Below are 23,067 nucleotides of genomic sequence, written 5' to 3'. Positions count from 1 at the left end.
TTATCGAGGAGGGGACACGCTTCATGGGATCACTGATTGGCGCGGCCATTGCCGTCTTCGCGGGCCTGGCAGTGGCTACGACCACGGTTGTCGGGGTCGTGCAGTCGGTGCAGGAAGACCCGCAGCCGCCGGCGGGACAGACGCAGGGACAGGCTGACGTTCCGGTCGTGGGGTACGGCTCGAAGTAGTCAGCAGCCGATCGAAGGCCAGTGCGGTCGCTCCCCAGGTGAAGTTGCCCGCACTGGCTGCCGCTCCCTTCGACAGCCGCCGCCGAAGCTCTGCGTTCCGGAGCAGCTCGATGATCGCCGCGGTGAACTCACTCGGGTCGTCCACCAGCACACCTGACTCCCCGTCGTGCACCGACTCGGTCGGACCACCCGCACTCCGGTAGGCCACCGTCGGCACGCCATGCCCGGCGGCCTCACCGACCACCAGGCCCCAGCCCTCCTTCAGGCTTGGCAGCGCCTGTACCCACGCCTCGTCGTACGCCGCGTGCTTGTCGTCCTCGCTGACGTGGCCGAGGAACTCGACGGCGTCCTGCAGACCGCGCTCGGCGACGTACGTCTTCAGCGAGTCCTCCCACCAGCCCGAGCCGACCACGACCAGTCGCGCGTCGGGCAGCACCTTGCGTGCTTCGGCGATCGCGTCGACGGCGTGCTCGACCTGCTTGTGCGGCACGATGCGGCCGACGCACACCACGGTCGGTACGGCGGCCTTCGGTCGCTGCCGTGGTGGCGCCGGATCGGTGCCGTTGTGGATCACGTCGATGCTCTGCACGCCAAGGCTCGCCAGCTCGTCGCGGGAGGCCGACGACACGGTGACGTAGCGGCAGTCGGCGTACAGGCGTGGTGCGGCGACCGACTCGAGCCACCAGCCCAGCCGGCCGCGCCAGCCCGGGTACACGACCTGCCACTGCTCCTGGTGGACGTGGTGGACGAGGACGACGACGCCGGTGCGACGTACGAGGCGGGTAAAGAATGGGAGGCCGTTCTGCACGTCGATGACGTGGTCCGGACGCCGCAGCCAGGTGTGCAGCATGCCCCGGAGGTACACCGTCACCTTGGTGCCGCGGTACAGGTACCGCACGTCGTACCGACGCGACTCCCGTGGACTGCCCGGATAGGCCGCGCAGAGCACGGTCACTCGCCAGCCCAATGCCGCAAGGCCTCTCGCCACCTCCTCGACGTACCGCTCGGAACCCCCACCCTCCGGGTTGGTCGTGTCCCGCCAGTTCAGCAACAGCACGCTCTGCGCACGCACTCTGATAGCCCCACCCTCCGGTAACCTCCCCCGAGGTAATGGGGCGGGACGTTACCAAGGAGTAACGATGTCCGCCAGACCTCGCGAGATCCGTTAATGTCCCGCCTGTGCCAGTGATGACGAACCCCACAGCGAGTAGCGCGTGGACAGCCGACCTCGGTCGCGCCGTCCGGCTGTTCCGGGCGTTCGGGGTCGAGCAGACGGACCCGGATCACTTCTACGGCACGCTGGCCGCGGACTCGGTCGGCCAGCTCGGCCAGTACGTCGACCTGCGCGACTCGCTGATGCTGGACGTCGGCGGTGGTCCCGGGTACTTCGCGGACGCGTTCCGCCAGGCCGGAGCGACGTACTACGCGATCGACTCCGACCTGGGTGAGCTGAGTGGCCGTGGCGAGCCCGAGCCGGGCACTGTGCTCGGCAGCGGCATGGCACTGCCGGTCGCCGACGCGTCTGTCGATGTCTGTTTCTCGTCCAACGTGCTGGAGCACGTGCCGGACCCGTGGCTGATGGCCGACGAGATGGTCCGGGTGACCAAGCCGGGTGGAACGGTCTTCCTGTCGTACACCGGCTGGTGGGGACCGCACGGCGGCCACGAGACCGCGCCATGGCACTACCTCGGCGGGCACCGAGCGGCCCGTCGCTACGAGCGGACGAATGGCCACCCGCCGAAGAACCGCTTCGGCGAGTCGCTCTACCCGATCACTGTCGCCGGCGGATTGCGCTGGGCCCGTGCTTGCACCGGAGCGGACCTGGTCGCCGCAGTGCCGCGGTACCACCCGCGCTGGGCGTACGGCGTACTTGCGCTGCCCGGCGTCCGTGAAGTCGTGACCTGGAACCTCGTCCTGGTGCTCCGGCGGCGATGAAGAGGCTGAGGGCAGGCAGCACTGAGCAGGTGGTCTGGCGAGCGCGACTCGTACTGGGCTGCCTGGTCCTAATTGCCCTGTGCTTCCACCAAGCGCCGGGCAAGATCGTGCCGGACACCAAGCTCGACCTCACCGCCGGTCCTGGCGGCTTCCTGGCCCGCTCGCTGCACCTGTGGGACCCACAGGGCGCGTTCGGACAGCTGCAGAACCAGGCGTACGGCTACCTGCTGCCGGTGGGTCCGTTCCACTGGCTGCTGGACTCGCTGTCGGTGCCCGACTGGGTGACGCAACGACTGTGGTGGTCCGTCGTCCTCTGCGTCGCGTTCCTCGGCGTGTGGAAGCTCTGCAACGCCTTCGACTACGGCGTGCCCTGGACTCGGTTCGCTGCCGCGCTCCTGTACGCGCTGAGCCCGCGCATGCTCGGCGAAGTGTCGATCACCTCGATCGAGGTGTGGCCGATGGCGATGGCGCCGTGGGTGCTGCTGCCGCTGGTGACACCGCGGGCACGGTCGGGCTGGTGGCGGGTCGGCTGGTCCGCTGTGGCGTTCGCACTCGTCGGCGGTGTCAACGCGGTCGCCACAGGCGCGACGCTCGTACTGCCTGCGCTCTGGTTGGTCACCCGGCGGCTGGATCGGTCGACGCTGAAGGTCGCGGTCGGCTGGCTGGGCTGTGTGGTCGCCGTGTCGGTCTGGTGGCTTGTGCCGCTTGTGCTGCTCGGGCGGTACAGCCCGCCGTTCCTGGACTGGATCGAGGACGCCGCGGTCACCACCGGCACGGCGAGCGTCTTCGAGTCCTTCCGCGGTACGTCGCAGTGGCTCAACTTCCTGACCGGCTCCGGAGGGCCGAGCTGGCCGGCCGGCTGGCTCTACGTCACCCAGCCGATGCTGATCCTCACGACCGCAGTCATCGCGCTGCTCGGCCTCGTCGGGCTGGCGATGGGGTCGTTGAAGCACCGCGGCTTCCTGAAGCTCTCCTTCGTCGTCGGACTCGTGCTGGTCACCCTCGGCCACGCCGGTGCCGCCGGCTCGCCGCTGGCTCCGCAGCTGCACGACCTGCTCGACGGACCGCTCGCAGCGCTCCGCAACACGCACAAGTTCGAGCTCGTCGTCCGCCTGCCGCTCGCACTCGCTGCCGCGCATGCGATGAGCAAGCTGGCCGTGTTGGCGACCGCTCGAGGCCTCCACCGCCGGGTTGTCCCGGTGCTGGTCGCCTGCGTGATCGTGTCGGTCGCGGCGCCGGCGATCTTCGGCCAGCTGCCCAGACGCGAGGGGTACGACGCCATCCCCGCACACTGGCGTGAAGCCGCGACCTGGCTCGACACCCAGACGACCAGCGGCAGTGTCCTCGTCGTACCCGCTGCCTCGTTTGCCGACTTCACCTGGGGCTCTACCAAGGACGAGCCGTTCCAGGCGTTGCTGAAGCGACCCATGGCCGTGCGGGACGCCGTACCGCTGGGTTCTGCCGGTGCGACGCGGTGGCTGGACGAGGTGGAGCGGCGACTCGGCACGGGCGTCGGCGACCAGGGCCTGCGGCAGGCGCTGACCCGCGCCGGAGTCCGGTACGTCGTCGTGCGCAACGACCTCCGGTACGACGCGCAAGTGACGCCGACTGTGGCCGTGCACGAGAGCCTGGACGAGTCCGGCCTCAAGCGGGTGGCGTATTTCGGACCGGCGACCGGCAGCACCATCGAGCAGCCCGGTGTGACGCTCGACGGACACACCCGGCTGCCGTATCCGGCTGTGGAGATCTACGACGTCGGTGACACGAGTGCAGCCCGCCTGGTCCCGCAGTCGCAGCTCGTGGAGGTCCGTGGCGCCGCCGAAGACGTGCCAACCGCACTGACCGCGCTGGGCGGCGACCGCGACGCCGTGACCACCTCTGACGCCACCGGCAAGCTCACTGGCCTGCCACTGATCCAGACCGACGGCATGCAGCGTCGCGAGGTGTCCGTCGGCCGCCCGGCAGAGAACTACTCACCCGTCCTCACCGCATCGGAAGCCGGTCGCCAGGGCCGCCGCACCCTCGGGTACGACGTCAACCCGGCAGCACCGACGACGACGCGGACGTGGTCCGGTGGCGTGGTCGACGTACGGGCGTCGTCGTCGGCAGCCGACGCGACCGCCACGCTGCGCACCGGACCTGGCAACGGGCCGGCCGCAGCCGTCGACGGGGATCCGTCGAGCCGCTGGATCTCCGGCACGTTCGGACGCAGCAGTGGGGAGTGGCTGGAGCTGACGTTCGCGTCGCAGCGGTCAGTGGATGGGCTGAAGGTCCAGTTCTCGCTCGCGCCACCGACCACCGAGCCGGTCCGGACGCTGCAGGTGGAGACCGACGCGGGTTCGCTGACCTCGGTGGTGACGGGGTCGAGCGCACCGCAGAACATCCCGGTGCCGCCGGGCAAGACCCAGCGGCTGAGGCTCAGTGTCGGGATCACGGACGGCAAGAACCCGAACGGCGTGTCCATCGCCGAGGTGAGCCTGCCCGGGATGCTCGCGGTCAGCCGGCTGGTGGTGCCGTCGGAGGGCCGTCAGCCGAGCGCCCTGGTGTTCAGGAACCAGCAGATCGGCCGGTCTGCCTGTCTGCACGTGGCCACGCGACCGCTGTGCCGGCAGAGCGTTGCCAAGGACTCCGAGGAGCCGACGGGGATTCAGCGGAGCGTGGAGCTGCCGAAGAGTGCGTCGTACCAGCTGCACGGGACGGCACTGCCCAAGGACGGTGCGACGCTGGAAGGCCTGCTGGCCGTTCCGGGAGCCATCACTGCCTCCGCCTCGTCGCGCGCCGTCACGGCGCCGGAGGGGAGGCCGGGCGCAGCGGTGGACCGTGACCTGGGCACCGGCTGGGTCGCGGACCCGTCGGACGCTCGGCCGTCGCTGACCTTGAAGTTGCCAGCCGCAAGGAAGCTGAGCGGTCTGCAGTTCCTCACCGATCCCTACCTGACCGCGTCGCAGCCGGCCGAGCTCCTGATTCGGTTCGACGGTGGCCCGTCGACCGCGGCCAAGGTCGACGCGGAGGGCTACGTGCGGTTCGCCGCTCGGACCGCGCGGACGGTCCAGCTGACCTTCGCCGGCACCAGACCGCTGGTCGATTTCGACTCCGCGACCGGCTACGCGAACAACGCACCGGTCGGCGTGGCAGAGGTCCGGGTGCTGGGTGCAGACGATCTGCGCAAGGAGCTCGACCTGGACGCCCAGACCGGTGCGTTATGCGGCTACGGGCCCGGCGTGCGACTGGACGGCGTACCTGCGGACACGCAGGTGACGGCCACGGTGCGAGACATCCTGCAGCGGCGGCCGGTGACGTTCACGACGTGCGGCGAGGACAGCACAGTCGCTCTGCAGGCCGGACGGCACGACGTCGACGTCCTGGCCGGCGGTGGCTTCGTGCCGATCGAGACGACCTGGTCCAGAGCGGGCTTCGGCAACGTGTCGAAGTCGCCGGTGCAGTCCGTGGACGTGTGGCGAGCCGACCCGGCCGAGCTGACCGTCGAGGTGCCGGCCGCGGAAGAGCCGTCGGTGCTGACCATCGCGCAGAACTACAACGAGGGTTGGGAAGCGTACGACGGCAGCGGGCGCAAGCTCACGCCGATCCGGGTCGGCGGCTGGCAGCAGGGTTGGGTGCTGCCGGAGGGGCTCGAGCAGGTGGTCACTGCGCGCTTCATGCCCGACCGCACCTATCGGGCCGGCCTGCTGGTTGGACTGCTCGCTCTGCTGTCTGTGCTCGCGATGGCGCTGTTCTTCCGGCGCGGGTCTCGGCACTACGGGCACCGGCTGCGCGAAGGTCGCTTCGTGGGCCCATGGGTCGCTGGAGCAGTCGGGCTCGTTGCGGGTGCGTTCATCTCCGGCTGGATCGGCGTGGTGGCAGTCCTTGTCGCAGCAGCGTGCACGTGGTTCCTGTCCGGCCGGCGAGTGATCGCCGTCGCTGCTGGCGTGGTCCTGGCCAGCACGCTGATCGCTGCGGTTCAGCCTTGGCCGGACGGGGGAGCGGGACTCACTTCCGGAGTCGTCCAGGCGTCGGTCTTGTTCGGCTGTGCGCTGGTGCTGTTGTCGCGGCCGAGCGGTGAGACGTCGTAGCCCTTGTCACGCCGGCCGAGCCGCATGATCGGGCGTTCCATCCCGTAGTAGCTCGCGGCCGCGACGGCGCCCGACACCACCAGCGTCGGGAAGAACAGCAGCGCGAACTTCCCACTGAACAAGGTGTAGTCGCTGACCTGCTCCACGACGCTCAGCACGATCACGTGGTACGCGAAGACGCCGTACGAGATGTCACCGGCGATGTGACCGACCCTGCCGCCGAGCACCCGCGCAGTCCGCGCTGTCGGGCTCAGCGCCGGGAACAGAACGCAGGCCGCGATTCCTGTGTAGAGGATGCTCTTCACGAGGGCCTGGCCGGGTGTCGGCGCCGACAGGTTGTACGGGCCGGCCACAGGGGAAGCGGCGACGACCAGCAGCGCGACAGCGACGCCCCAGACCGTGCCAGGGATCTTGGTGAGGGTGTCCAGCGCGGACGGCCCGAGCCGCCCACTGCTACGGGCCACCTGCCACAGCGCAAGCCCCATGCCGACTGCGAACCAGCCGACGTACCCGGGCAGCCAGAGGCCGGCACGCGCGTGGTCAGTTGCGTTGACGCCGGCCATCCAGACCGGACCGAGCAGGGTGAACGCACCCAGCACGGCGAGCCGCCAGCGGACGCTGCGTCGAGTGGGACGCTCGTACCCCGTCAGAAGCTTCGCCAGCACCGGCAGCAGCAGGTAGAACGCGACCTCGGTCGCCAGGCTCCACATCTGCGTGAGCCCATCGGCCGCGATGCCGTCGAAGTAGATCTGGGTGAGCGTGGCGTGCTGGAGGTACGTCGTCCACGCCACGCCGTCCTTGTGCGGGACGACGAGTGCGGCGAGCAGTACGGCGACCCAGAGCGCGGGCAGGATCCGGAGCGCGCGGTTACGCAGGTACGGCAAGGTGAGCGGCGGCAGCGTGCCCTCGAACCACGCCACCACGTGCGGCCGGTAGAGCAGGAACCCGGAGATCGCGAAGAAGATCGCCACCCCGACGTCGAGCCGCGCCAGCAGCCCGGCGAGCGGGCCGTTCAGCGACGCGCCGCTGTGAAACCCGGCATGCGTCGTCAGCACCGCGAGCGCCCCGATCGCACGCAGCCCGTCGAGCGCCGGGAATCTCTGTCTCATCTGGGCAGTCCGATCTCGAGGTTCTCCACGCACAGGTTCGTCGCGGGATCGGAGGAGCGTAGCCGAACCTCCGTGGCGGTGATCCGCCGCGACGGACCGAAGTACATGGTGCCGACCCCCGCGGTCCACTTCGCGGCCGGCAGCGCCGCGACGTCGCCCGCGGCGTCGACGAGCTCGATGGTCACGTCGTTCTCCCGGTCCGAGAAGTACGCTGCCTTGACGAACCAGCTCGCGGTCGCGACCTCGTTCTGGGTCGGGGTCAGCGGAATGGTGAGCGGTTCGGTGCCGCGAACCAGCAGGTTGCAGAAGGGATTGCCGCGCGACGCCGGTTCGGCGCGCGACCACACCGCGAACTGAGCGGGCCGGAGCTTCCCGGTGTCGTCCACCAGCAGCGGTTCGCTGCCCGGCTGCTGCAACCGGAACGGGATCCGCGCCATTCGCAGTACCTGCGACAACCGGCTGTCCTTCATGAGCGCGGTGCCGATCGGGTGCGGCATCGGTGTGTCCCACAGGTTCACGTTGGGGCCGGCCCGGTCGAGGTCGGCGGTGACGTTCGCGAAGTACGGCTTCGCCGGGTTCGCCGCCCATGTCCTGGCAAAGCCCGCGTCGGACACCACGACGCCGACCAGCACGGCGCCCAACGCCAGGACCGGCACGAGCCGGGGGAGTCGCAAAGCCTTGGCGCTCAGGACGACGGCCAGCGTCAACGGGATCGAGAGATCGGACCAGTAGTGGTAGTGCACGGTGAAGACAGTGCCGAAGACCGAGAAGCGGCCGTAGGACACGAGCACGACGGTGACCAGCACGTAGCCGAGGACGGACGCCCACAGCAGCAGTGCTCGCCGGTCGTGCCGCCACGCGGCTGACAGGAGTACGGCGGCCATCAGCCCACCGACCACGAGCGCCCCGACGCCCGGATCGGCGAAGCTGAACGGCTGCCCGCTCTCGGCCCACGTCCAGGGTCCACCGGCCAGGGCAGACAACGGCACCTTGAAGCCGCGCGCGGCGAGCTCGAGCAACTGTCCGGCGGGGAGCCGGCCACGGGACGGGCTGCCGTGGGTGACGTAGAGGGTGCCGAAGGCAACTACGGCCGCGGTGAGAGCGGCGGCGAACGGCCAGGTACGGCGGAGCCAGCAGCGGATCGGCTCCTCGCGGACGTAGAGCGCCAGCGCGACGACCGTGAACAGGATCAGCGCGGACTTCTCCCAGCAGGCGAGGGAGACGAGCAGGGCCAACGGGCCGTAGCCGAGGGCCCGGCGGCGGCCGTCGTACCAGTCGATGGTTGCGTGTAGCAACAGCAGGCCGAAGACGTGCGCGGACAGGTTGTTCACGCCGCTCGACAGCGACATGAACGACGGCATGCTCAGCGGAGTGAGCGCGTAGATCAGGGTGCCGGCGACGACCCACCAGGTCGGGCCGAGGATGCGGAGCAGCAGGCGGCCGAGGAGGAAGATCGCCACGGCCTGCATCAGCACCCGCCAGGCGACGGTCAGGTCGTGGTTCAGCGGCGCGACCTCGGCGAAGACCGCGTAGACGAACCGCAGACCGGGCGCGATGTGGTCGTTGACCGGCGTGAGCAGCTCGGCCGGCGCGAACCCGCGGCTGCCCTGGACGAGGAACTCGAGGTCGTCGCTCAGCCACGAACCCCGCCGCGCGAGCAGCCCGAGCACCGTCGCCTGGACGACGGCGATCGCGATGACCAGCCCCTTGAGCACCGATGTCTCGGGCCCTCGGTCCAACGCCGTCGGCAGCCCGGTGATCCCCCTCATGCGGCGCGACTATATGTCAGTTCGGACACCGGCGAATTTTGTGTACTCCGCAGTCTGTTCAAGAGGGCTACCCGCTGGTAGCGTCCCGCGGACAGACCGGGAGGGGAAGCAGTGGGGACTCGTAGTCGAGCGACGTTGATCGGGCTCGGGGTGTTCTTCGTGGGCGTGGCCGCGCTGGCCAGGTTCTACGCGTATCCGGCGCTCGCGGTGGCGCCGGCGGACCAGGTCGCGCACACGGTGTCGGCCGGGCCGGACGCGACGATCTTCAGCATCGCGGAGCTGAAGGAGAAGCATGACGTCGAGCTGGAGGCCCGCCGGACCGTCCGCGGTGACGTGGTCGCGGCCGAGAAGATCAGCAAGGCGCTGAACCGCAAGGTCGTCGTGTTCGACACCGCCGTGGTGACCGACGACTCGAAGAACTACCAGTTCCCCGACGACGCCTCGAAGACCGCGGACCTGCCGCTGAGCTTCGTGCAGGAGCGGGTCGTGCTGGACGCGCACACCGGTGAGGCGGTGCGCTGGAACCCGTCGGGTGACGACAACAGCGGCGAGTACATCGCCACCACGATCGAGAAGGCGGACCGGCTGCGGCCCGACCCGAACAGCCCGCTGTTCAAGGGGCACGAGGGGTTGGTGCTGAAGTTCCCGTTCGGCACCGAGAAGACGACCTACCAGTTCTGGGACAGCACGCTGCGCAAGGCGTTCCCGATCCACTACAAGAAGACGGACACGCTCAAGGGCCTGAAGGTCTACGTCTTCGAGCAGGAGGTGCCCAAGCAGGAGGTCGCACTCGCGAAGCCGCTGCTGGTGCCGGGCAACCTGGTCGACGAGCCGGGCCGCGACTCGGTCGAGGTGCAGCGCACGTACAAGAACACCCGGACCCTGTGGGTCGAGCCGATCACCGGCGCGATCATCAAGGGCAGGGAGCAGCAGCAGGCCACCATCGCCTACAACGGCGAGGACAAGCTGACCGCGACCCAGGTGTCGATCGAGTACGACGACGCGACCGTGACGAAGAACGTGAAGGGCGCGGTCGAGAACGACGTCGCCGAGGGTGGCTACCAGTCGAAGGCGTTCCAGCTGAACCTGATCGGCTTCTGGGTGCCGCTGGTGTCGCTGATCCTCGGCCTGCTGCTGCTCGCGGCAGTCGCGTTCTTCCAGCTGCGGCCGCGCTCAGAGCCGGTGGGCGGACCAGATGGCGGTGCCGGGGACTAGCGGGCCACGGTCGGGCCCCCAGCCACCCCAGACCAGGTCGTGGCCGGCGGGCCACTCCGGCTCCAGCAGGTCGTCGACGACGAAGCCGGCTGTGGTGAGCGCGCGGATCCAGTCGCCGGTCGTCCGGTGGTGCTCGGCGTAGATCGGCGTACCGGTGTCGTCGACCTCGACGTACGGCGTGCGGTCGAAGTAGGAGTGGGTGATGCGCAGGCCGGACGGCGACGGGTCGTCCGGCATGGTCCAGCGGAACGGGTGGGTCACCGAGAACACCAGCAGCCCGCCAGGCTTGAGAGTCCTGGCGATCTCCTGGAGTGCGGTGCCCGCGTCGGCGACGAACGGCAGGGCTCCGAAGGCCGAGCAGACGATGTCGAAGGTCGCGTCCCGGTACGGCAGGGCCGTCGCGTCCGCGGCGACGGTCCGTACGGCGGTGCCGGTCCGCGCATCGAGTTGCCGGGCGATCCTGAGCTGCTCGAGCGAGATGTCGAAGGCGACCACGTCGGCGCCCTGCCCGACGAGCCAGCGCGAGCACTGGGCGCCGCCGCAGCCGACTTCGAGGATCCGTTTGTTCCGCACCGGGCCGAGCAGCCGGGCGTGCTCCTCGTCGACACCCTCCGGGCACCAGACGAAGCGGTCGTCGCCGAGGAACTCGCCATGCTCCGCGAGGTACTCCTTCGCCGCGGAGTCCCAGTAGGTGCGGCTGGCTCGTGAGGTCTGGGACTCGGTCAGCTCTACTCTGCGCGGCTCGGCCACCCGGTCAGGTTACGCGTCCAGCCGGTTGTCGGCGTACACGGCCATCGCGTCCCGCAGGTACTCGACCAGGGCGTCGTCGCCGCTGCCGATGTTCTGCCGGAAGCGTTCGTCGTCGACGTACATCTGCCCGAGGTTCTTGTACGCCGTACGTGCCGGCGTCCAGAACAGGCAGGTGACCTCGTAGTGCAGCTGGATCAGCTCCTGCACACTCAGCTCGACCACGTCGGTCCCCTTCGCCTTCAGCGCGGCCAAGCCCTCGTGCACCCGGGTGTAGCCGGTGCGGGCCTTCTCGGCGTCCGCCTCGGACCAGCCGCGCATCCGCTCGTAGCTGGCGTCCACGGCTTCGTCACCCCAGCGCTCACGAGCCTCGGCCTCGTACGGGTTGTGCTCGAACCCTTCGAAGACCTTCTCCGGTGACATCTCTCCTCCTTTCCTCAGGTTCTCGATCGTCGAGTCGACGGTCCGTACCAGCTGCCCGAGCCGCAGCTGCTCACGCAGCAGCCACTCCTTGTGCCGGGCAAGCACCTCGATGGTGTCCTGGCTGCTCCGGTGCTCGATGACCTCGGCAACCACGTCGAGGCTCAGCCCGAGGTCCCGCAGCAGCAGGATCTGCTGCAACCGCAGCAGCTGCTCCTGCTCGTAGTACCGGCGCCCGTTCGGGGCGGTCCGCGCCGGCGCCAGCAGCCCGATGGAGTGGTAGTGCCGCAGCGTGCGTGAGGTGACACCGGATGCCCGGGCCACCTCCGCGATCGACCACGCCATCGTGCTGCTCCTCTCCGTCGACACGCTCGACCCTAGATGTTGCCGCTACGTCAACTTCAAATCTATTTGGCAGGATCTCCGGCATGACTGATTTCGCGGCCAGCGCCGTGCCGCTGACGGGTGGGTACGGCGGTCAGACGTATGCGGTCAGCGCCGCGGGTGAGGACGCCGTGCTGAAGCTGTACGTGAAGGACCCGGAGCGGGCGGCTGTCGACGCGGCGTTGCTGCAGCTCGTGCGGGGGCTGCTGCCGGTGCCGCGGATCCTGGACGCGAAGCGGGAGGGCTCGCCGGAGGATCCGCCGTACGTGCTGACCGAGCGGCTGCCGGGGGTCAACCTGCAGCTCTACCTGGAGACGGCGGGCGCCGAGGACCGGCGGCGGGTCGGCGAGCAGTTGGGTGAGTTGCTGGTCCGGCTGAGCGGGATGCCGTTCCTCACTTTCGGGATGTTCCGCGGCGGCGAGCTGGCCGTGGAGCCATTCGGGTCCGGTGACCTGGAGGAGTACTTCGACAGTCTCGACCTCGGGTTCGACCACGAACAGGTCGCCGGCTTCCGGAAGGTCGTCGAGTACGCCGGTGACGTGCTCGCCGACGGGGTCGACCGGGTCTGCCTGGTGCACAGTGACTTCAATCCGAAGAACCTGCTGGTGGACCCGGCGACCGCGCGGATCACCGGGCTGATCGACTGGGAGTTCGCGCACGCGGGGTCGCCGTACACGGACTTGGGAAACCTTTTCCGGTTCTGTCAGGACCCGGTGCTCGCCGGTGCCGTGCTGAGCGTGCTCCGGGGGAGCGGGCTGGACCTGGGTGAGCCGCTGGTGGACCTCGGCCGGGCGGCGGACCTGTGGGCGCTGCTGGAGCTCGCCGCGCGGTCGACCGAGCACGAGATCGCAGCGGCTGCACACGATCTGGTTGCTCGGATGGCGGACACGAGTACGCTCGCTGGAGGACGGCCCGCCCTGGACGTCGTACATTGAGATGAGTGGCACGTCGGGACACCTCGGCGGGCGGCCGGTAGGGACCGGGTGCCCCAGGTTGTGCTGCCTTCGTCAAGACCGGTATTCTGTGATGTGCGCTATGGGCCCGCGCGACCTCGGACGGAGCAGGCTCGTGCTCGCAGCAGCTCGGTGGTGAATCTGTGCTCTTCAGGCAATCCAGCGGTTTGGTGCGATCCAACGGTTCATGACGCAACCGCACGACACCACCAGTCCACGGAGCAACCCACCACATGACGGCCAGCATCGAGGCACCTCTCGACCCCGCAGTGCGCAACACCCCGCAGGTAGCGGTCAATGACATCGGGTCGGAGGAAGACTTCCTCGCGGCGATCGATCAGACCATCAAGTACTTCAACGACGGCGACATCGTCGAGGGCACCATCGTCAAGGTCGACCGGGACGAGGTCCTGCTCGACATCGGTTACAAGACCGAAGGCGTCATCCCCTCCCGCGAGCTGTCGATCAAGCACGACGTCGACCCGAACGAGGTCGTCAACGTCGGCGACCACGTCGAGGCCCTCGTTCTCCAGAAGGAGGACAAGGAAGGCCGTCTGATCCTCTCGAAGAAGCGCGCCCAGTACGAGAAGGCCTGGGGCACGATCGAGAAGATCAAGGAAGAGGACGGCGTCGTCACCGGAACCGTCATCGAGGTCGTCAAGGGTGGTCTCATCCTGGACATCGGCCTGCGCGGCTTCCTGCCGGCGTCGCTCGTCGAGATGCGCCGGGTCCGCGACCTCCAGCCGTACGTCGGCCAGGAGATCGAGGCCAAGATCATCGAGCTGGACAAGAACCGCAACAACGTGGTCCTGTCCCGCCGGGCGTGGCTGGAGCAGACGCAGTCCGAGGTGCGGATGAACTTCCTCACCCAGCTGCAGAAGGGCCAGATCCGCAAGGGTGTCGTCTCCTCGATCGTCAACTTCGGCGCGTTCGTGGACCTCGGCGGCGTCGACGGCCTGGTGCACGTCTCGGAGCTGTCCTGGAAGCACATCGACCACCCGACCGAGGTGGTCGAGGTCGGCCAGGAGGTCACCGTCGAGGTGCTGGACGTCGACATGGACCGCGAGCGCGTCTCGCTGTCGCTGAAGGCGACCCAGGAAGACCCGTGGCAGCAGTTCGCCCGGACCCACCAGATGGGCCAGATCGTGCCCGGCAAGGTCACCAAGCTGGTTCCGTTCGGTGCGTTCGTCCGCGTGGAGGAGGGCATCGAGGGTCTGGTGCACATCTCCGAGCTGGCCGAGCGGCACGTCGAGATCCCGGAGCAGGTCGTCCAGGTCAACGACGACGTCATGGTCAAGATCATCGACATCGACCTGGAGCGGCGCCGGATCTCGCTGTCGCTCAAGCAGGCCAACGAGGGTGTCGACCCGGTCTCGGACGACTTCGACCCGACGCTGTACGGCATGACCGCGACGTACGACGAGCAGGGCAACTACGTCTACCCCGAGGGCTTCGACCCGGAGACCGGCGAGTGGCTCGAGGGCTTCGACAAGCAGCGTGAGGAGTGGGAGCGGCAGTACGCCGAGGCCCACGCGCGCTGGGAGGCCCACAAGAAGCAGATCGAGGAGGCCAAGACGGCCGACGTCGAGGCCGGCGAGGCGTCGACGTACTCCTCCGCCGCGGCTCCGAAGGACGACGCTCCCGTCGAGGGCGCGCTCGCTTCCGACGAGGCGCTGCAGGCCCTCCGCGAGAAGCTGACCGGCCAGGGCTGAGCCTGACCACAGCAGGACCCGAGACCCCCGCACCCCCGTACTGGGTGCGGGGGTCTCGCACGTCGATAGGGTGCTGCCTGTGCTGAGAGTGGGACTGACCGGCGGGATCGGGTCCGGGAAGAGTGCGGTGTCGGCGCGGCTGGCCGAGCGCGGCGCGGTGGTGATCGACTCCGACGTGCTGGCGCGCGAGGTGGTCGCGAAGGGCACCGCCGGGCTGGCCGAGGTGGTCGAGGTGTTCGGCGACGGCGTACTGACTGCCGAGGGTGAGCTGGACCGGCCGGCGGTCGGGCGGATCGTGTTCGGCGACGAGGCGGCCCGGCGGAAGCTGGAGGCGATCATCCACCCGCGGGTCCGGGCCCGGGCAGCCGAGATCGAGGCGTCCGCGCCGGCCGGTGCGGTGGTGGTGCACGACATCCCGCTGCTGGTCGAGACCGGTCAGGCCGGCAAGTTCGACGTGCTGCTGATCGTCGACGTACCGGTCGAGGTGCAGGTCGAGCGGCTCACCGCGCAGCGCGGGATGACCGAGGCGGAAGCACAGCAGCGGATCGCCAGCCAGGCGTCCCGGGAGCAACGGCTGGCGGTGGCCGACGTCGTCGTTGACAACTCAGGCAGTCTCGCGGACCTGGACCGCCGGGTCGCCGAGGTGTGGGAAGAGTTACAGACCCGCGCGAGCTGATTCAGGGCACGGTCCGGACACGAAAGCGTGACCCCTGCGCGGTAAATGATGAATCCTGGCCGGCCTGTACAAGAATCTGTCCCGGTCCGGCCCAGGCGACTGGGTCGCGAGCACCGCCGGCGCGGCCCGCGCCGGTGCGGACGTCCGAGGTTGGGAGGATGGCGTGGTCTGTCCGCGCTGCAACTCAGACGTCCCCGAGGTGTCGCACTTCTGCCACCACTGTGGCAACGACGTGCGCTCCGGGGACGCCGAGCGGAAGAAGGCGTACGCCGCCAGGCCGGATGAGCCGGTGGCGTCGTTCCGGCTGGTCTCCACGATCATGCCGCAGGGCTCGGGCAAGCAGCCCTACACGTACAAGGTCGCGCTGGGCATCGCGCTGCTGCTGACCGTGGTCACGGCCGCGCTCGGCGCGCTGCCGGTGGCGATCATGGTGGCCGCCTTCTCCATCCCGATCGTCTACATCCTCTACCTGTACGACGTGAACCTGTGGGAGGACGAGCCGATCCCGGTCGTCGCGGCCGCGTTCGTGCTGACCGGCGTCCTGGCCGCGGTCTTCACCTGGCTGTGGTCGGACAAGCTCGTGCTGTCGATCGACACGATCGGCGGCACCGACGCCGGCCCGGCCGCGCGGGACCTGCTGATCCTGCTCCTGCTGGTGCCGGTCGTGTCGGAGCTGATCCGGCAGGTCGGCCCGCTCTACCTGGCCTCGCGGCCGCGGTACGACGACCTGATGGACGGCTTCACGTTCGGCGTGGTGGCCGGAGTCGGGTTCGCCTGCTTCGAGACCCTGGTGCTGCACTGGGGCTGGATCAGCGGCGGGTTCGCCGGGCCGGGCAGCAGCGCCGGCACCTGGATCTCGATCGTGGTGCTGCACGGGTTCATCAAGCCGCTGATCTACGGGTCCGCGACCGGCCTCGCCGCCGCCGAGTTCTCCGGCCTGGGCGAGGGGTACGACGGGTTCACCCCGCGCTGGGTGGCCGGAGTCATCCAGGCGATCGCGGTCAACGCGCTGTTCCAGGGCGGGGTCTACCTGCTCGGGTTCGTCGGCGGCCACGGCTCGACGGTCGGCTCGATCCTCGGCGTGGTCTGGGGCCTGTTGCTGCTCGGCGCGCTGATCATCCGGGTCCGCTCGGTGCTGCACAAGGGCCTGCTCGAGGCGGCGCTGGAGGCGGCCGCGCGCGGCGGTTCCAACCACGCGTCGGGCGACCTGGCGTTCTGCTCGCGCTGTGAGATGCCGCTGCTGCCACACTCCGACTTCTGCTCCGCCTGCGGCAACTCGGTGCGATCCGTGCCGAAGTCCGCCCGCGGAGTGGCAGCGCCGGCTGCAGCAGGTGGGTACGAGGCGACGACCGGGGAGACGCAGGCATGAGCAACCAGCAACCGCCCTACGGGCAGGGCGGCCAGGGGCAGCAGCCGTACGGCGGCCAGCCGGGCTACGGTCAGCAGCCCGGCCAGCAGCCTGGGCAGCACCCCGGTCAGCAGCCTGGCTACGGACAGCCGGGTCAGCCGCAGCCTGGCTACGGGCAGCCCGGTCAGCCGCAGCCTGGTCAGCAGCAGCCGGGGTATGGGCAGCAGCCGGGTCAGCAGCCTGGGTACGGGCGGCCGCAGCAGCCTCCGCCGGGCTACGGTCAGCCGGGTCAGCCGCCGTACCAGGGCCAGCAGCCCGGTGGCCAGCCTGGTGGCCAGCAGTACCCCGGCCAGCAGCAGTACCCGGGTCAGCAACAGCAGTACCCGGGCCAGCAGGGCTACCCGCAGCAGCAGGGCTACGGCCAGCAACAGCAGCAGTGGGGTCAGTACGGCGGCCAGCCTCCGCGGGGCAAGGGTGGCAACAAGATCCTGTACCTGGCCGGCGGCGGCCTGGCCGTCGTCGCGGTGATCGGTGTCGTCCTGGCGCTGATCTTCGGCCGCGGTGACGAGAAGGAGGCGGCCCCGAACCCGGAGCCGACCACCACGACCACCGAGAACCCGTCGCCGTCGCCGTCGCCGGAGCCGACCAACGCCGACGAGGGCATCGAGGTCGGCGAAGGCGTCTACGTGAAGCCGCAGCCGGGCTACATCCGCAAGAGCCTGGACAACTTCAAGGGCGTCTACCTGCTCAAGCAGGGCGAGGCGTACTTCATGGTGAACGTGTTCAAGGCCGAGGGTGAGACCACGGCGACGGTGCTGCCGCAGCTGCTGAAGGCCGAGACCAAGGGCCTGTCGAACGTCAAGACGAACTCGCCGCGGGAGACCAAGCCGGGCGAGAACGACAAGACCCCGGTCAAGGTCGTCACCACCCAGAGCTACTCGGCGGTGTCGACCACCCAGAACGGCAGCCTGCAGGTGGTCGGGTTCGTCGGCGTCGTCGAGCGCGAGGACGGCGTGATCACCGTGATCCGGGTGTACGCGCGCAAGGACAAGGTCGCGACCGCCGAGGCGGACACCACCAAGATGCTGCAGTCGGTGGTCAAGAGCCAGTGAACGGCAAGCGCGACAAGGGTTCCGGCGGGGGCAACCCCTGGGTCAACCAGCCGGGACCCGACTCCGACGAGGCGGCAGCTGCGAAGGAACCGGAGCTGCCGCCCTCGCCGTGGAACCTCGAAGTGCCTCCGCCACCCAGTCCGTGGACGGATACGCCGGGCCCCGGCCCCGGTCCGGCCACGGAGACGAGCTCCGCCTGGGGCGAGAAGGTCGGACCGCCCTCGCTGCGCCGGCCGCCGCCGGAGAAGAAGGGCCCGCGGATCCCGCCGCTGCTGCTTCCGATCGGCGCCGGGCTGATCGTGGTCGTGCTGGTCGCGGTCGCGCTGGTGCTGCTGTCCGGTGGTGGCGACGACACCGCCGAGCAGCCGCCGACGCCGGCTCCGACGGTCAGCACGCCGGTGACGTCGTACGCGCCGCCTGCCAACGCGCTCCAGGTCGGCTTCGGCGTGTCGGTCGTACCGGTGGAGGGCTGGAGCCTGCTGGCGAAGGAGACGCAGGGCAAGGAGCTCGTCACGTACGCGCCGAACGGCGAGCCGCGGGCGTTCTTCTGGGTCCGGCAGAAGCAGAACGTCACCGCGCAGGCGTACCTGCTGGCGATCGTCGAGGGCGAGACCGAGAACGAGATCGCCCAGCTCGGGAACACCCGGAACCTGCCGTGCCCGAAGGACGTCTTGGAGGAGTGCGTCGCGATCAGCTACACCTCCACCGCCAAGGACAAGACCGGGCAGGACGTGAAGGTGCAGGGCTACGTCGAGGTGTACCGGCGCAAGGACAACGTGGCCACCGCCCTGGACTTCCGCACCAGGGTCGACTTCGCCCAGAAGGCCGAGGCGGACGCCGAGACGATGAAGAAGTCGGTGCTCGACAGCCTCTGATGACCACATCGATGACATACCGCGAGGAAGAACCATGAGTCAGCAGTACGGGCCGCCCCCGGGACCGCCACCCGCCCCCTCGGCCGGCGGCTGGGGCCAGGCCCCCTACGCCGGCGGGCCCGGTGGACCCCCGGCCGGCGGTTGGGGGACCGGACCGCAGCGGCCGCAGCAGCGGAAGTCGAACCGGTCGCAGTGGATCATCATCGTCGGCGCGGTGCTGGCCGTCGTCCTGGTCGCGGTCGGTGTGGTCCTGCTGGTCACCGGCGGGGACGACGAGACGCCGGTCGCGGAGCAGACGCCGAACCCGGTCGGCACCCTGTACACGCCGCCGACGCCGACCAAGCCGGTGATCACCAAAGGCCCGAACGACACCGGCGTCGAGGTCGGCGGCGGGATCTGGTTCACCCCGGCCCGGGGCTGGCTGCCGGACTGGGACAAGTCCAAGGGCGGCAAGAACTACATCCTGCAGCAGTTCAACGCGCGCGGCCTGATCGACGGCTACTACTGGGTCCGGCAGACCGAGCTGTACGACGCCAAGGGCTTCGCCGAGCACCTCGTCGACATCGAGTCGAACGACATGAAGAACGTCAAGATCGGCAAGGGCGTCACCTGCAAGCCGGCCAACGAGGCGATCAAGGCCTGCTACGCGCTGTCGTACAGCGGCATCTGGGTGGCCAAGAACGGCCGCCAGATCAAGATGCAGGGTTTCGTGACCGCCTACCAGGACCAGTTCGACAAGGTCACCGCGACCGACGCGGCGCTGGAGTCCAGGGTCTACAAGCGCCGGGTCGGCGAGCTGATCTACATGAACAACACCCTGGTCAAGAGCTTCTGAACAGCGTCTGACCTGGGGTTTTTAGAAACTGTCGGCGGCGCGCCGTACGGTGGAGGGCATGAGACAGGTCTCGGATCTCCAGCGGATGGTCGCGCCGCTCAAGGTCGTGTCGGATTTCGAGCCGGCAGGCGACCAGCCGACCGCGATCGCGGACCTCGAGCGCCGGATCAACTCCGGCGAGCAGGACGTCGTCCTGCTCGGCGCCACCGGCACCGGCAAGACGGCCACCATCGCCTGGCTGGCCGAGCGGATCCAGCGGCCGATGCTGATCCTGCAGCCGAACAAGACGCTCGCCGCCCAGTTCGCGAACGAGCTGCGGCACTTCTTCCCGGCCAATGCCGTCGAGTACTTCGTCTCCTACTACGACTACTACCAGCCGGAGGCGTACGTCCCGCAGACGGACACCTACATCGAGAAGGACTCCTCGATCAACGAGGAGGTCGAGCGGCTGCGGCACTCGGCGACCTGGTCGCTGCTGACCCGCCGCGACGTCGTCGTGGTCGCGACCGTCTCCTGCATCTACGGCCTGGGCTCCGCCGACGAGTACCTGAACCGGATGATCCACGTGAAGGTCGGCACCGAGATGGACCGCGACGGGCTCCTGCGGAAGCTCGTCGGGGTGCAGTACGCGCGCAACGACCTGGCCGGCACCCGGGGCACGTTCCGGGTCCGCGGCGACACGCTCGAGGTGTTCCCGGTGTACCAGGAGCTCGCCGTCCGGGTGGAGTTCTTCGGTGACGAGATCGAGCGGGTGATGACGCTGCACCCGCTGACCGGTGAGGTGCTGAGCGAGGAGGACGAGGTCTACATCGGCGCCGCGACGCACTACGTCACCGCGCCGGAGAAGATGGAGCGCGCGATCACCTCAATCGAGGCCGAGCTCGAGGAGCGGCTGGCCGAGCTGGAGCGCAACGGGCAGTTGCTCGAGGCGCAGCGGCTGCGGATGCGCACGACGTACGACATCGAGATGATGCGCCAGATCGGCACCTGCTCGGGCATCGAGAACTACTCCCGCCACACCGACGGCCGCGAGCCGGGGTCGGCGCCGCACTGCCTGCTGGACTACTTCCCGGAGGACTTCCTGCTCGTCATCGACGAGTCGCACGTGACCGTCCCGCAGATCGGCGGGATGTACGAGGGCGACATGTCCCGGAAGCGGACGCTGGTCGAGCACGGGTTCCGGCTGCCGTCGGCGATGGACAACCGGCCGCTGCGCTGGGAGGAGTTCCTGGAGCGGATCGGCCAGACCGTCTACCTGTCCGCCACCCCGGGGCAGTACGAGCAGGACAAGTCCGACGGGTTCGTCGAGCAGATCATCCGGCCGACCGGCCTGGTCGACCCCGAGGTGATCGTGAAGCCGACCAAGGGCCAGATCGACGACCTGATCCACGAGATCCGGCTCCGGGTCGAGCGCGACGAGCGGGTCCTGGTCACCACGCTGACCAAGAAGATGTCCGAGGACCTGACCGACTACCTGCTCGAGATGGGTATCCGGACCAGGTACCTGCACTCCGAGGTCGACACCCTCCGCCGCGTCGAGCTGCTCCGCGAGCTGCGGATGGGGGAGTACGACGTCCTCGTCGGCATCAACCTGCTGCGTGAGGGCCTCGACCTGCCGGAGGTGTCGCTGGTCGCGATCCTGGACGCCGACAAGGAGGGCTTCCTGCGGTCCGGCCGGTCGCTGATCCAGACCATCGGCCGTGCCGCCCGGAACGTGTCCGGCCAGGTGTTCATGTACGCCGACAAGATCACCCCGTCGATGGAGCAGGCGATCGACGAGACGAACCGGCGCCGGGCCAAGCAGATGGCCTACAACAAGGAAGCCGGGATCGACCCGCAGCCGCTGCGGAAGAAGATCGCCGACATCACCGACATGCTGGCCCGCGAGGACGCCGACACCGCTGAGCTGCTCGGCTCCGGCCGGACCCAGTCGCGCGGCAAGGCGCCGGTCCCGGGCGGCGGCAAGGCGAAGGCGGGGGAGAAGGCGAAGGAGCTGGCCGGCGGCCTGCCGTCGTCGGACCTGGCCGACCTGATCCAGCAGCTGACCGACCAGATGCACAACGCCGCGGCCGAGCTCCAGTTCGAGGTAGCCGCCCGGTACCGCGACGAGATCTCCGAGCTGAAGAAGGAGCTCCGCCAGATGACCGCCGCCGGCGCCAAGTAGCCGGCCGGTTGTCGGGGGCCCGCGTCGGCTAGGCCGGCCGGGTCAGGCCGGCGGCCTCAGGTCGGCGGGCTCAGGTCGGCGTTGCTCACGGACGCCGGACGACGGTCGGCTTGGGGGACTCGTCGACAGTGAGGGTGAAGACGTCCGGGCGGGCGTAGTGCCCGTCGGCGTCGAAGTCGAACTTCGCGCGGTCCAGGTCGCCGAGATCGAGCTCGGCGACCAGGACGCCCGGACCGCCGCGCAGCGGTCCGGCGAGCACCTCGCCGAGCGGCGAGACGAACACGCTGCCGCCGTCGATGAGCACGGTCTCCGGCGCGTCGCCCTGGATCGGGTGGACGTCGTCCGGCAGGTCGGCGCGGGTGAGGTACTGGTTCGCGCTGATCACGAAGCACCGGCCTTCGAGCGCGATGTGCCGCATGGTGGCCTGCCACTGGTCGCGGTCGTCGACCGTCGGCGCACACCAGAGCTGCACGCCCTTGGAGTACATCGACTGCCGGAACAGCGGCATGTAGTTCTCCCAGCAGATGGCCGCGCCCAACACGCCGACCTCGGTCTGCACGGCCGGCATGGTCGAGCCGTCGCCCTGTCCCCAGAGGTAGCGCTCCGCCGCGGTCGGCATGAGCTTGCGATGCGTCGCGACGAGCCCGCGCTGCGGATCGATGAAGACCGCGGTGCAGTACAGCGTTCCCCCGGCCCGCTCGATCACCCCGGCGACGAGGTGGACGTCCAGCTCCGCGGCCAGTTCTGCCAGCCGGGCGATCTCCGGCCCGGGCAGCTCCACCGCAGCCTCGCGGTACCGCCGGAAGACGTCCCGGCCCTCCGGCGACCGCGAGCCGACCGTGATCCCGAAGTCGAGCCCCTTCGGATACCCGCCCAGGAACGCCTCCGGCAGCACGATCAGCCGCGCGCCACCCGCCGCGGCCTCCCGCACGTACCGCTCCGCCGTCCCCAGCGTCGCGGGCGTGTCGAACAACGTCGAGCCGGCCTGCACGGCGGCAACCACAACGGAAGTCATGTCCGGCAGCGTACGGTTTCGTCGTGCGGGCGTAGGCGTGGCTGGAGGGGAAGTGGGATGACGAGACTGACCGGTGACGACGTGCTGGAGCACTGCCTGGGGAAGCCGGGGGCTTGGCAGGACGAGCCGTGGGAGGGGGACCTGGTGGCGAAGGTCGGCGACAAGATCTTCGCGTTCCTCGGTGGCGACGGGGTCGGGATCAAGTGCGGCGCCAACCGGGAGGAGGCCGACGAGCTGGTCGACACCTATCCGGGTGACGTCGAGAAGATGGCGTACATCGGCCGGTCGGGCTGGAACACGGTCCGGCTCGGCGGCGCCGTGCCCGACGACGAGATCCTCGAGCTGATCGACACGTCGTACGAGACGATCGTGGCCAAACTTCCGAAGTCGAAACGGCCGTGACGCCGGTCACACCGGGTGGTCGCCGGGTCGGTACGGTGGGTATACAGTACGCCGTACACAATCTGACTGGGTGTGATGAGGGCGACATCTGCGTACAACCAGTGACCGAATGGGGATATTCCCACTGCGGGCCGTGAT

General features: G+C 69.2%; 18 protein-coding genes and 1 pseudogene. 13 read left to right on the top strand and 6 right to left on the bottom strand.

From position 1 onward, the window contains the following. Positions 1–23 precede the first annotated feature (23 nt). A pseudogene (locus ACWCOV_RS07460) lies at positions 24–122 on the top strand (DUF2613 family protein); the annotation flags it as partial. Here ACWCOV_RS07460 and ACWCOV_RS07455 read toward each other — a convergent pair. Beyond that, positions 76–1,260, bottom strand: coding sequence for a glycosyltransferase family 4 protein (locus ACWCOV_RS07455; RefSeq protein WP_449828386.1), 1,185 nt, complete (start codon positions 1,258–1,260; stop codon positions 76–78). The pseudogene ACWCOV_RS07460 and the gene ACWCOV_RS07455 overlap by 47 nt on opposite strands. A gap of 116 nt (positions 1,261–1,376) precedes the next feature. Here ACWCOV_RS07455 and ACWCOV_RS07450 point away from each other — a divergent pair, with 116 nt between their 5' ends. Further along, positions 1,377–2,123, top strand: coding sequence for a class I SAM-dependent methyltransferase (locus tag ACWCOV_RS07450; protein WP_449828398.1), 747 nt, complete (start codon positions 1,377–1,379; stop codon positions 2,121–2,123). Next, positions 2,120–6,193, top strand: coding sequence for an alpha-(1->3)-arabinofuranosyltransferase (locus ACWCOV_RS07445; protein ID WP_449828385.1), 4,074 nt, complete (start codon positions 2,120–2,122; stop codon positions 6,191–6,193). The genes ACWCOV_RS07450 and ACWCOV_RS07445 overlap by 4 nt, the downstream gene beginning before the upstream one ends. On the opposite strand, the gene ACWCOV_RS07440 is transcribed toward ACWCOV_RS07445, so the two are convergent. Both ACWCOV_RS07440 and ACWCOV_RS07435 read right to left on the bottom strand, forming a co-directional pair. Further along, positions 6,082–7,302, bottom strand: coding sequence for an acyltransferase family protein (locus ACWCOV_RS07440; RefSeq protein ID WP_449828384.1), 1,221 nt, complete (start codon positions 7,300–7,302; stop codon positions 6,082–6,084). The genes ACWCOV_RS07445 and ACWCOV_RS07440 overlap by 112 nt on opposite strands. After that, complete coding sequence (locus tag ACWCOV_RS07435) at positions 7,299–9,071, bottom strand: hypothetical protein (protein ID WP_449828383.1); 1,773 nt, start codon at positions 9,069–9,071, stop codon at positions 7,299–7,301. The genes ACWCOV_RS07440 and ACWCOV_RS07435 overlap by 4 nt, the downstream gene beginning before the upstream one ends. 111 nt (positions 9,072–9,182) lie before the next feature. Between ACWCOV_RS07435 and ACWCOV_RS07430 the strand changes: the two genes are divergently transcribed. Beyond that, positions 9,183–10,286 carry a DUF3068 domain-containing protein gene (locus ACWCOV_RS07430; protein ID WP_449828382.1) on the top strand — a complete coding sequence of 368 codons (1,104 nt, stop codon included), beginning with the start codon at positions 9,183–9,185 and terminating at the stop codon, positions 10,284–10,286. Here ACWCOV_RS07430 and ACWCOV_RS07425 read toward each other — a convergent pair. Together ACWCOV_RS07425 and ACWCOV_RS07420 are read right to left on the bottom strand one after the other, a co-directional pair. Next, positions 10,245–11,036 (bottom strand): class I SAM-dependent methyltransferase, encoded by a 792-nt coding sequence (locus tag ACWCOV_RS07425; RefSeq protein WP_449828381.1) that lies wholly within the window; start codon positions 11,034–11,036, stop codon positions 10,245–10,247. The genes ACWCOV_RS07430 and ACWCOV_RS07425 overlap by 42 nt on opposite strands. 9 nt (positions 11,037–11,045) lie before the next feature. Next, positions 11,046–11,798 carry a MerR family transcriptional regulator gene (locus tag ACWCOV_RS07420; protein ID WP_449828380.1) on the bottom strand — a complete coding sequence of 251 codons (753 nt, stop codon included), beginning with the start codon at positions 11,796–11,798 and terminating at the stop codon, positions 11,046–11,048. Positions 11,799–11,881: 83 nt separating this feature from the next. On the opposite strand from ACWCOV_RS07420, the gene ACWCOV_RS07415 reads away from it, so the two are divergent. From ACWCOV_RS07415 to uvrB, 8 genes are all read left to right on the top strand, one after another. Further along, a complete protein-coding gene (locus tag ACWCOV_RS07415) occupies positions 11,882–12,772 on the top strand; it encodes a phosphotransferase family protein (protein WP_449828379.1) in 891 nt (296 codons plus the stop codon). 251 nt (positions 12,773–13,023) lie between these two features. Beyond that, positions 13,024–14,502, top strand: a complete 1,479-nt coding sequence (rpsA, locus tag ACWCOV_RS07410; RefSeq protein ID WP_360535636.1) for a 30S ribosomal protein S1 — start codon at positions 13,024–13,026, stop codon at positions 14,500–14,502. An 82-nt stretch (positions 14,503–14,584) separates the two neighbouring features. Further along, on the top strand, positions 14,585–15,178 hold the full coding sequence (gene coaE, locus ACWCOV_RS07405; RefSeq protein WP_449828397.1) for a dephospho-CoA kinase: 594 nt from the start codon (positions 14,585–14,587) through the stop codon (positions 15,176–15,178). Positions 15,179–15,341: 163 nt separating this feature from the next. Continuing rightward, positions 15,342–16,547: a PrsW family intramembrane metalloprotease gene (locus tag ACWCOV_RS07400; RefSeq protein ID WP_449828378.1), complete on the top strand. Its 1,206-nt coding sequence runs from the start codon at positions 15,342–15,344 to the stop codon at positions 16,545–16,547. Then, positions 16,544–17,638 (top strand): hypothetical protein, encoded by a 1,095-nt coding sequence (locus ACWCOV_RS07395; RefSeq protein WP_449828377.1) that lies wholly within the window; start codon positions 16,544–16,546, stop codon positions 17,636–17,638. The genes ACWCOV_RS07400 and ACWCOV_RS07395 overlap by 4 nt, the downstream gene beginning before the upstream one ends. Continuing rightward, a complete protein-coding gene (locus ACWCOV_RS07390; RefSeq protein WP_449828376.1) occupies positions 17,635–18,513 on the top strand; it encodes a hypothetical protein in 879 nt (292 codons plus the stop codon). The genes ACWCOV_RS07395 and ACWCOV_RS07390 overlap by 4 nt, the downstream gene beginning before the upstream one ends. Positions 18,514–18,547: 34 nt before the next feature. After that, a complete protein-coding gene (locus tag ACWCOV_RS07385) occupies positions 18,548–19,348 on the top strand; it encodes a hypothetical protein (RefSeq protein ID WP_449828375.1) in 801 nt (266 codons plus the stop codon). 58 nt (positions 19,349–19,406) lie between these two features. Next, the gene (gene uvrB / locus ACWCOV_RS07380) at positions 19,407–21,512 is read left to right on the top strand and encodes an excinuclease ABC subunit UvrB (RefSeq protein WP_449828374.1); all 2,106 of its coding nucleotides are present in this window, start codon (positions 19,407–19,409) and stop codon (positions 21,510–21,512) included. 85 nt (positions 21,513–21,597) lie between these two features. On the opposite strand, the gene ACWCOV_RS07375 is transcribed toward uvrB, so the two are convergent. After that, on the bottom strand, positions 21,598–22,527 hold the full coding sequence (locus tag ACWCOV_RS07375) for a carbon-nitrogen hydrolase family protein (protein WP_449828373.1): 930 nt from the start codon (positions 22,525–22,527) through the stop codon (positions 21,598–21,600). 57 nt (positions 22,528–22,584) lie between these two features. Here ACWCOV_RS07375 and ACWCOV_RS07370 point away from each other — a divergent pair, with 57 nt between their 5' ends. Continuing rightward, complete coding sequence (locus tag ACWCOV_RS07370) at positions 22,585–22,929, top strand: MmcQ/YjbR family DNA-binding protein (RefSeq protein WP_449828372.1); 345 nt, start codon at positions 22,585–22,587, stop codon at positions 22,927–22,929. Positions 22,930–23,067: the final 138 nt, after the last annotated feature.

The organism is Kribbella sp. NPDC002412 (assembly GCF_053592935.1).
The sequence above is the reverse complement of the archived record's forward strand: the minus strand, read 5'-3'. Positions and strand labels throughout refer to the sequence as shown.

Coding starts and splice junctions, on each gene's coding strand:
- ACWCOV_RS07440 (WP_449828384.1), bottom strand. CDS start 7,302: ATGAGACAGAGATTCCCGGCGCTCGACGGGCTGCGTGCGATCGGGGCG.
- ACWCOV_RS07450 (WP_449828398.1), top strand. CDS start 1,377: ATGACGAACCCCACAGCGAGTAGCGCGTGGACAGCCGACCTCGGTCGC.
- uvrB (WP_449828374.1), top strand. CDS start 19,407: ATGAGACAGGTCTCGGATCTCCAGCGGATGGTCGCGCCGCTCAAGGTC.
- ACWCOV_RS07395 (WP_449828377.1), top strand. CDS start 16,544: ATGAGCAACCAGCAACCGCCCTACGGGCAGGGCGGCCAGGGGCAGCAG.
- ACWCOV_RS07415 (WP_449828379.1), top strand. CDS start 11,882: ATGACTGATTTCGCGGCCAGCGCCGTGCCGCTGACGGGTGGGTACGGC.
- ACWCOV_RS07445 (WP_449828385.1), top strand. CDS start 2,120: ATGAAGAGGCTGAGGGCAGGCAGCACTGAGCAGGTGGTCTGGCGAGCG.
- ACWCOV_RS07370 (WP_449828372.1), top strand. CDS start 22,585: ATGACGAGACTGACCGGTGACGACGTGCTGGAGCACTGCCTGGGGAAG.
- ACWCOV_RS07435 (WP_449828383.1), bottom strand. CDS start 9,071: ATGAGGGGGATCACCGGGCTGCCGACGGCGTTGGACCGAGGGCCCGAG.
- ACWCOV_RS07375 (WP_449828373.1), bottom strand. CDS start 22,527: ATGACTTCCGTTGTGGTTGCCGCCGTGCAGGCCGGCTCGACGTTGTTC.
- ACWCOV_RS07420 (WP_449828380.1), bottom strand. CDS start 11,798: ATGGCGTGGTCGATCGCGGAGGTGGCCCGGGCATCCGGTGTCACCTCA.
- ACWCOV_RS07385 (WP_449828375.1), top strand. CDS start 18,548: ATGAGTCAGCAGTACGGGCCGCCCCCGGGACCGCCACCCGCCCCCTCG.
- rpsA (WP_360535636.1), top strand. CDS start 13,024: ATGACGGCCAGCATCGAGGCACCTCTCGACCCCGCAGTGCGCAACACC.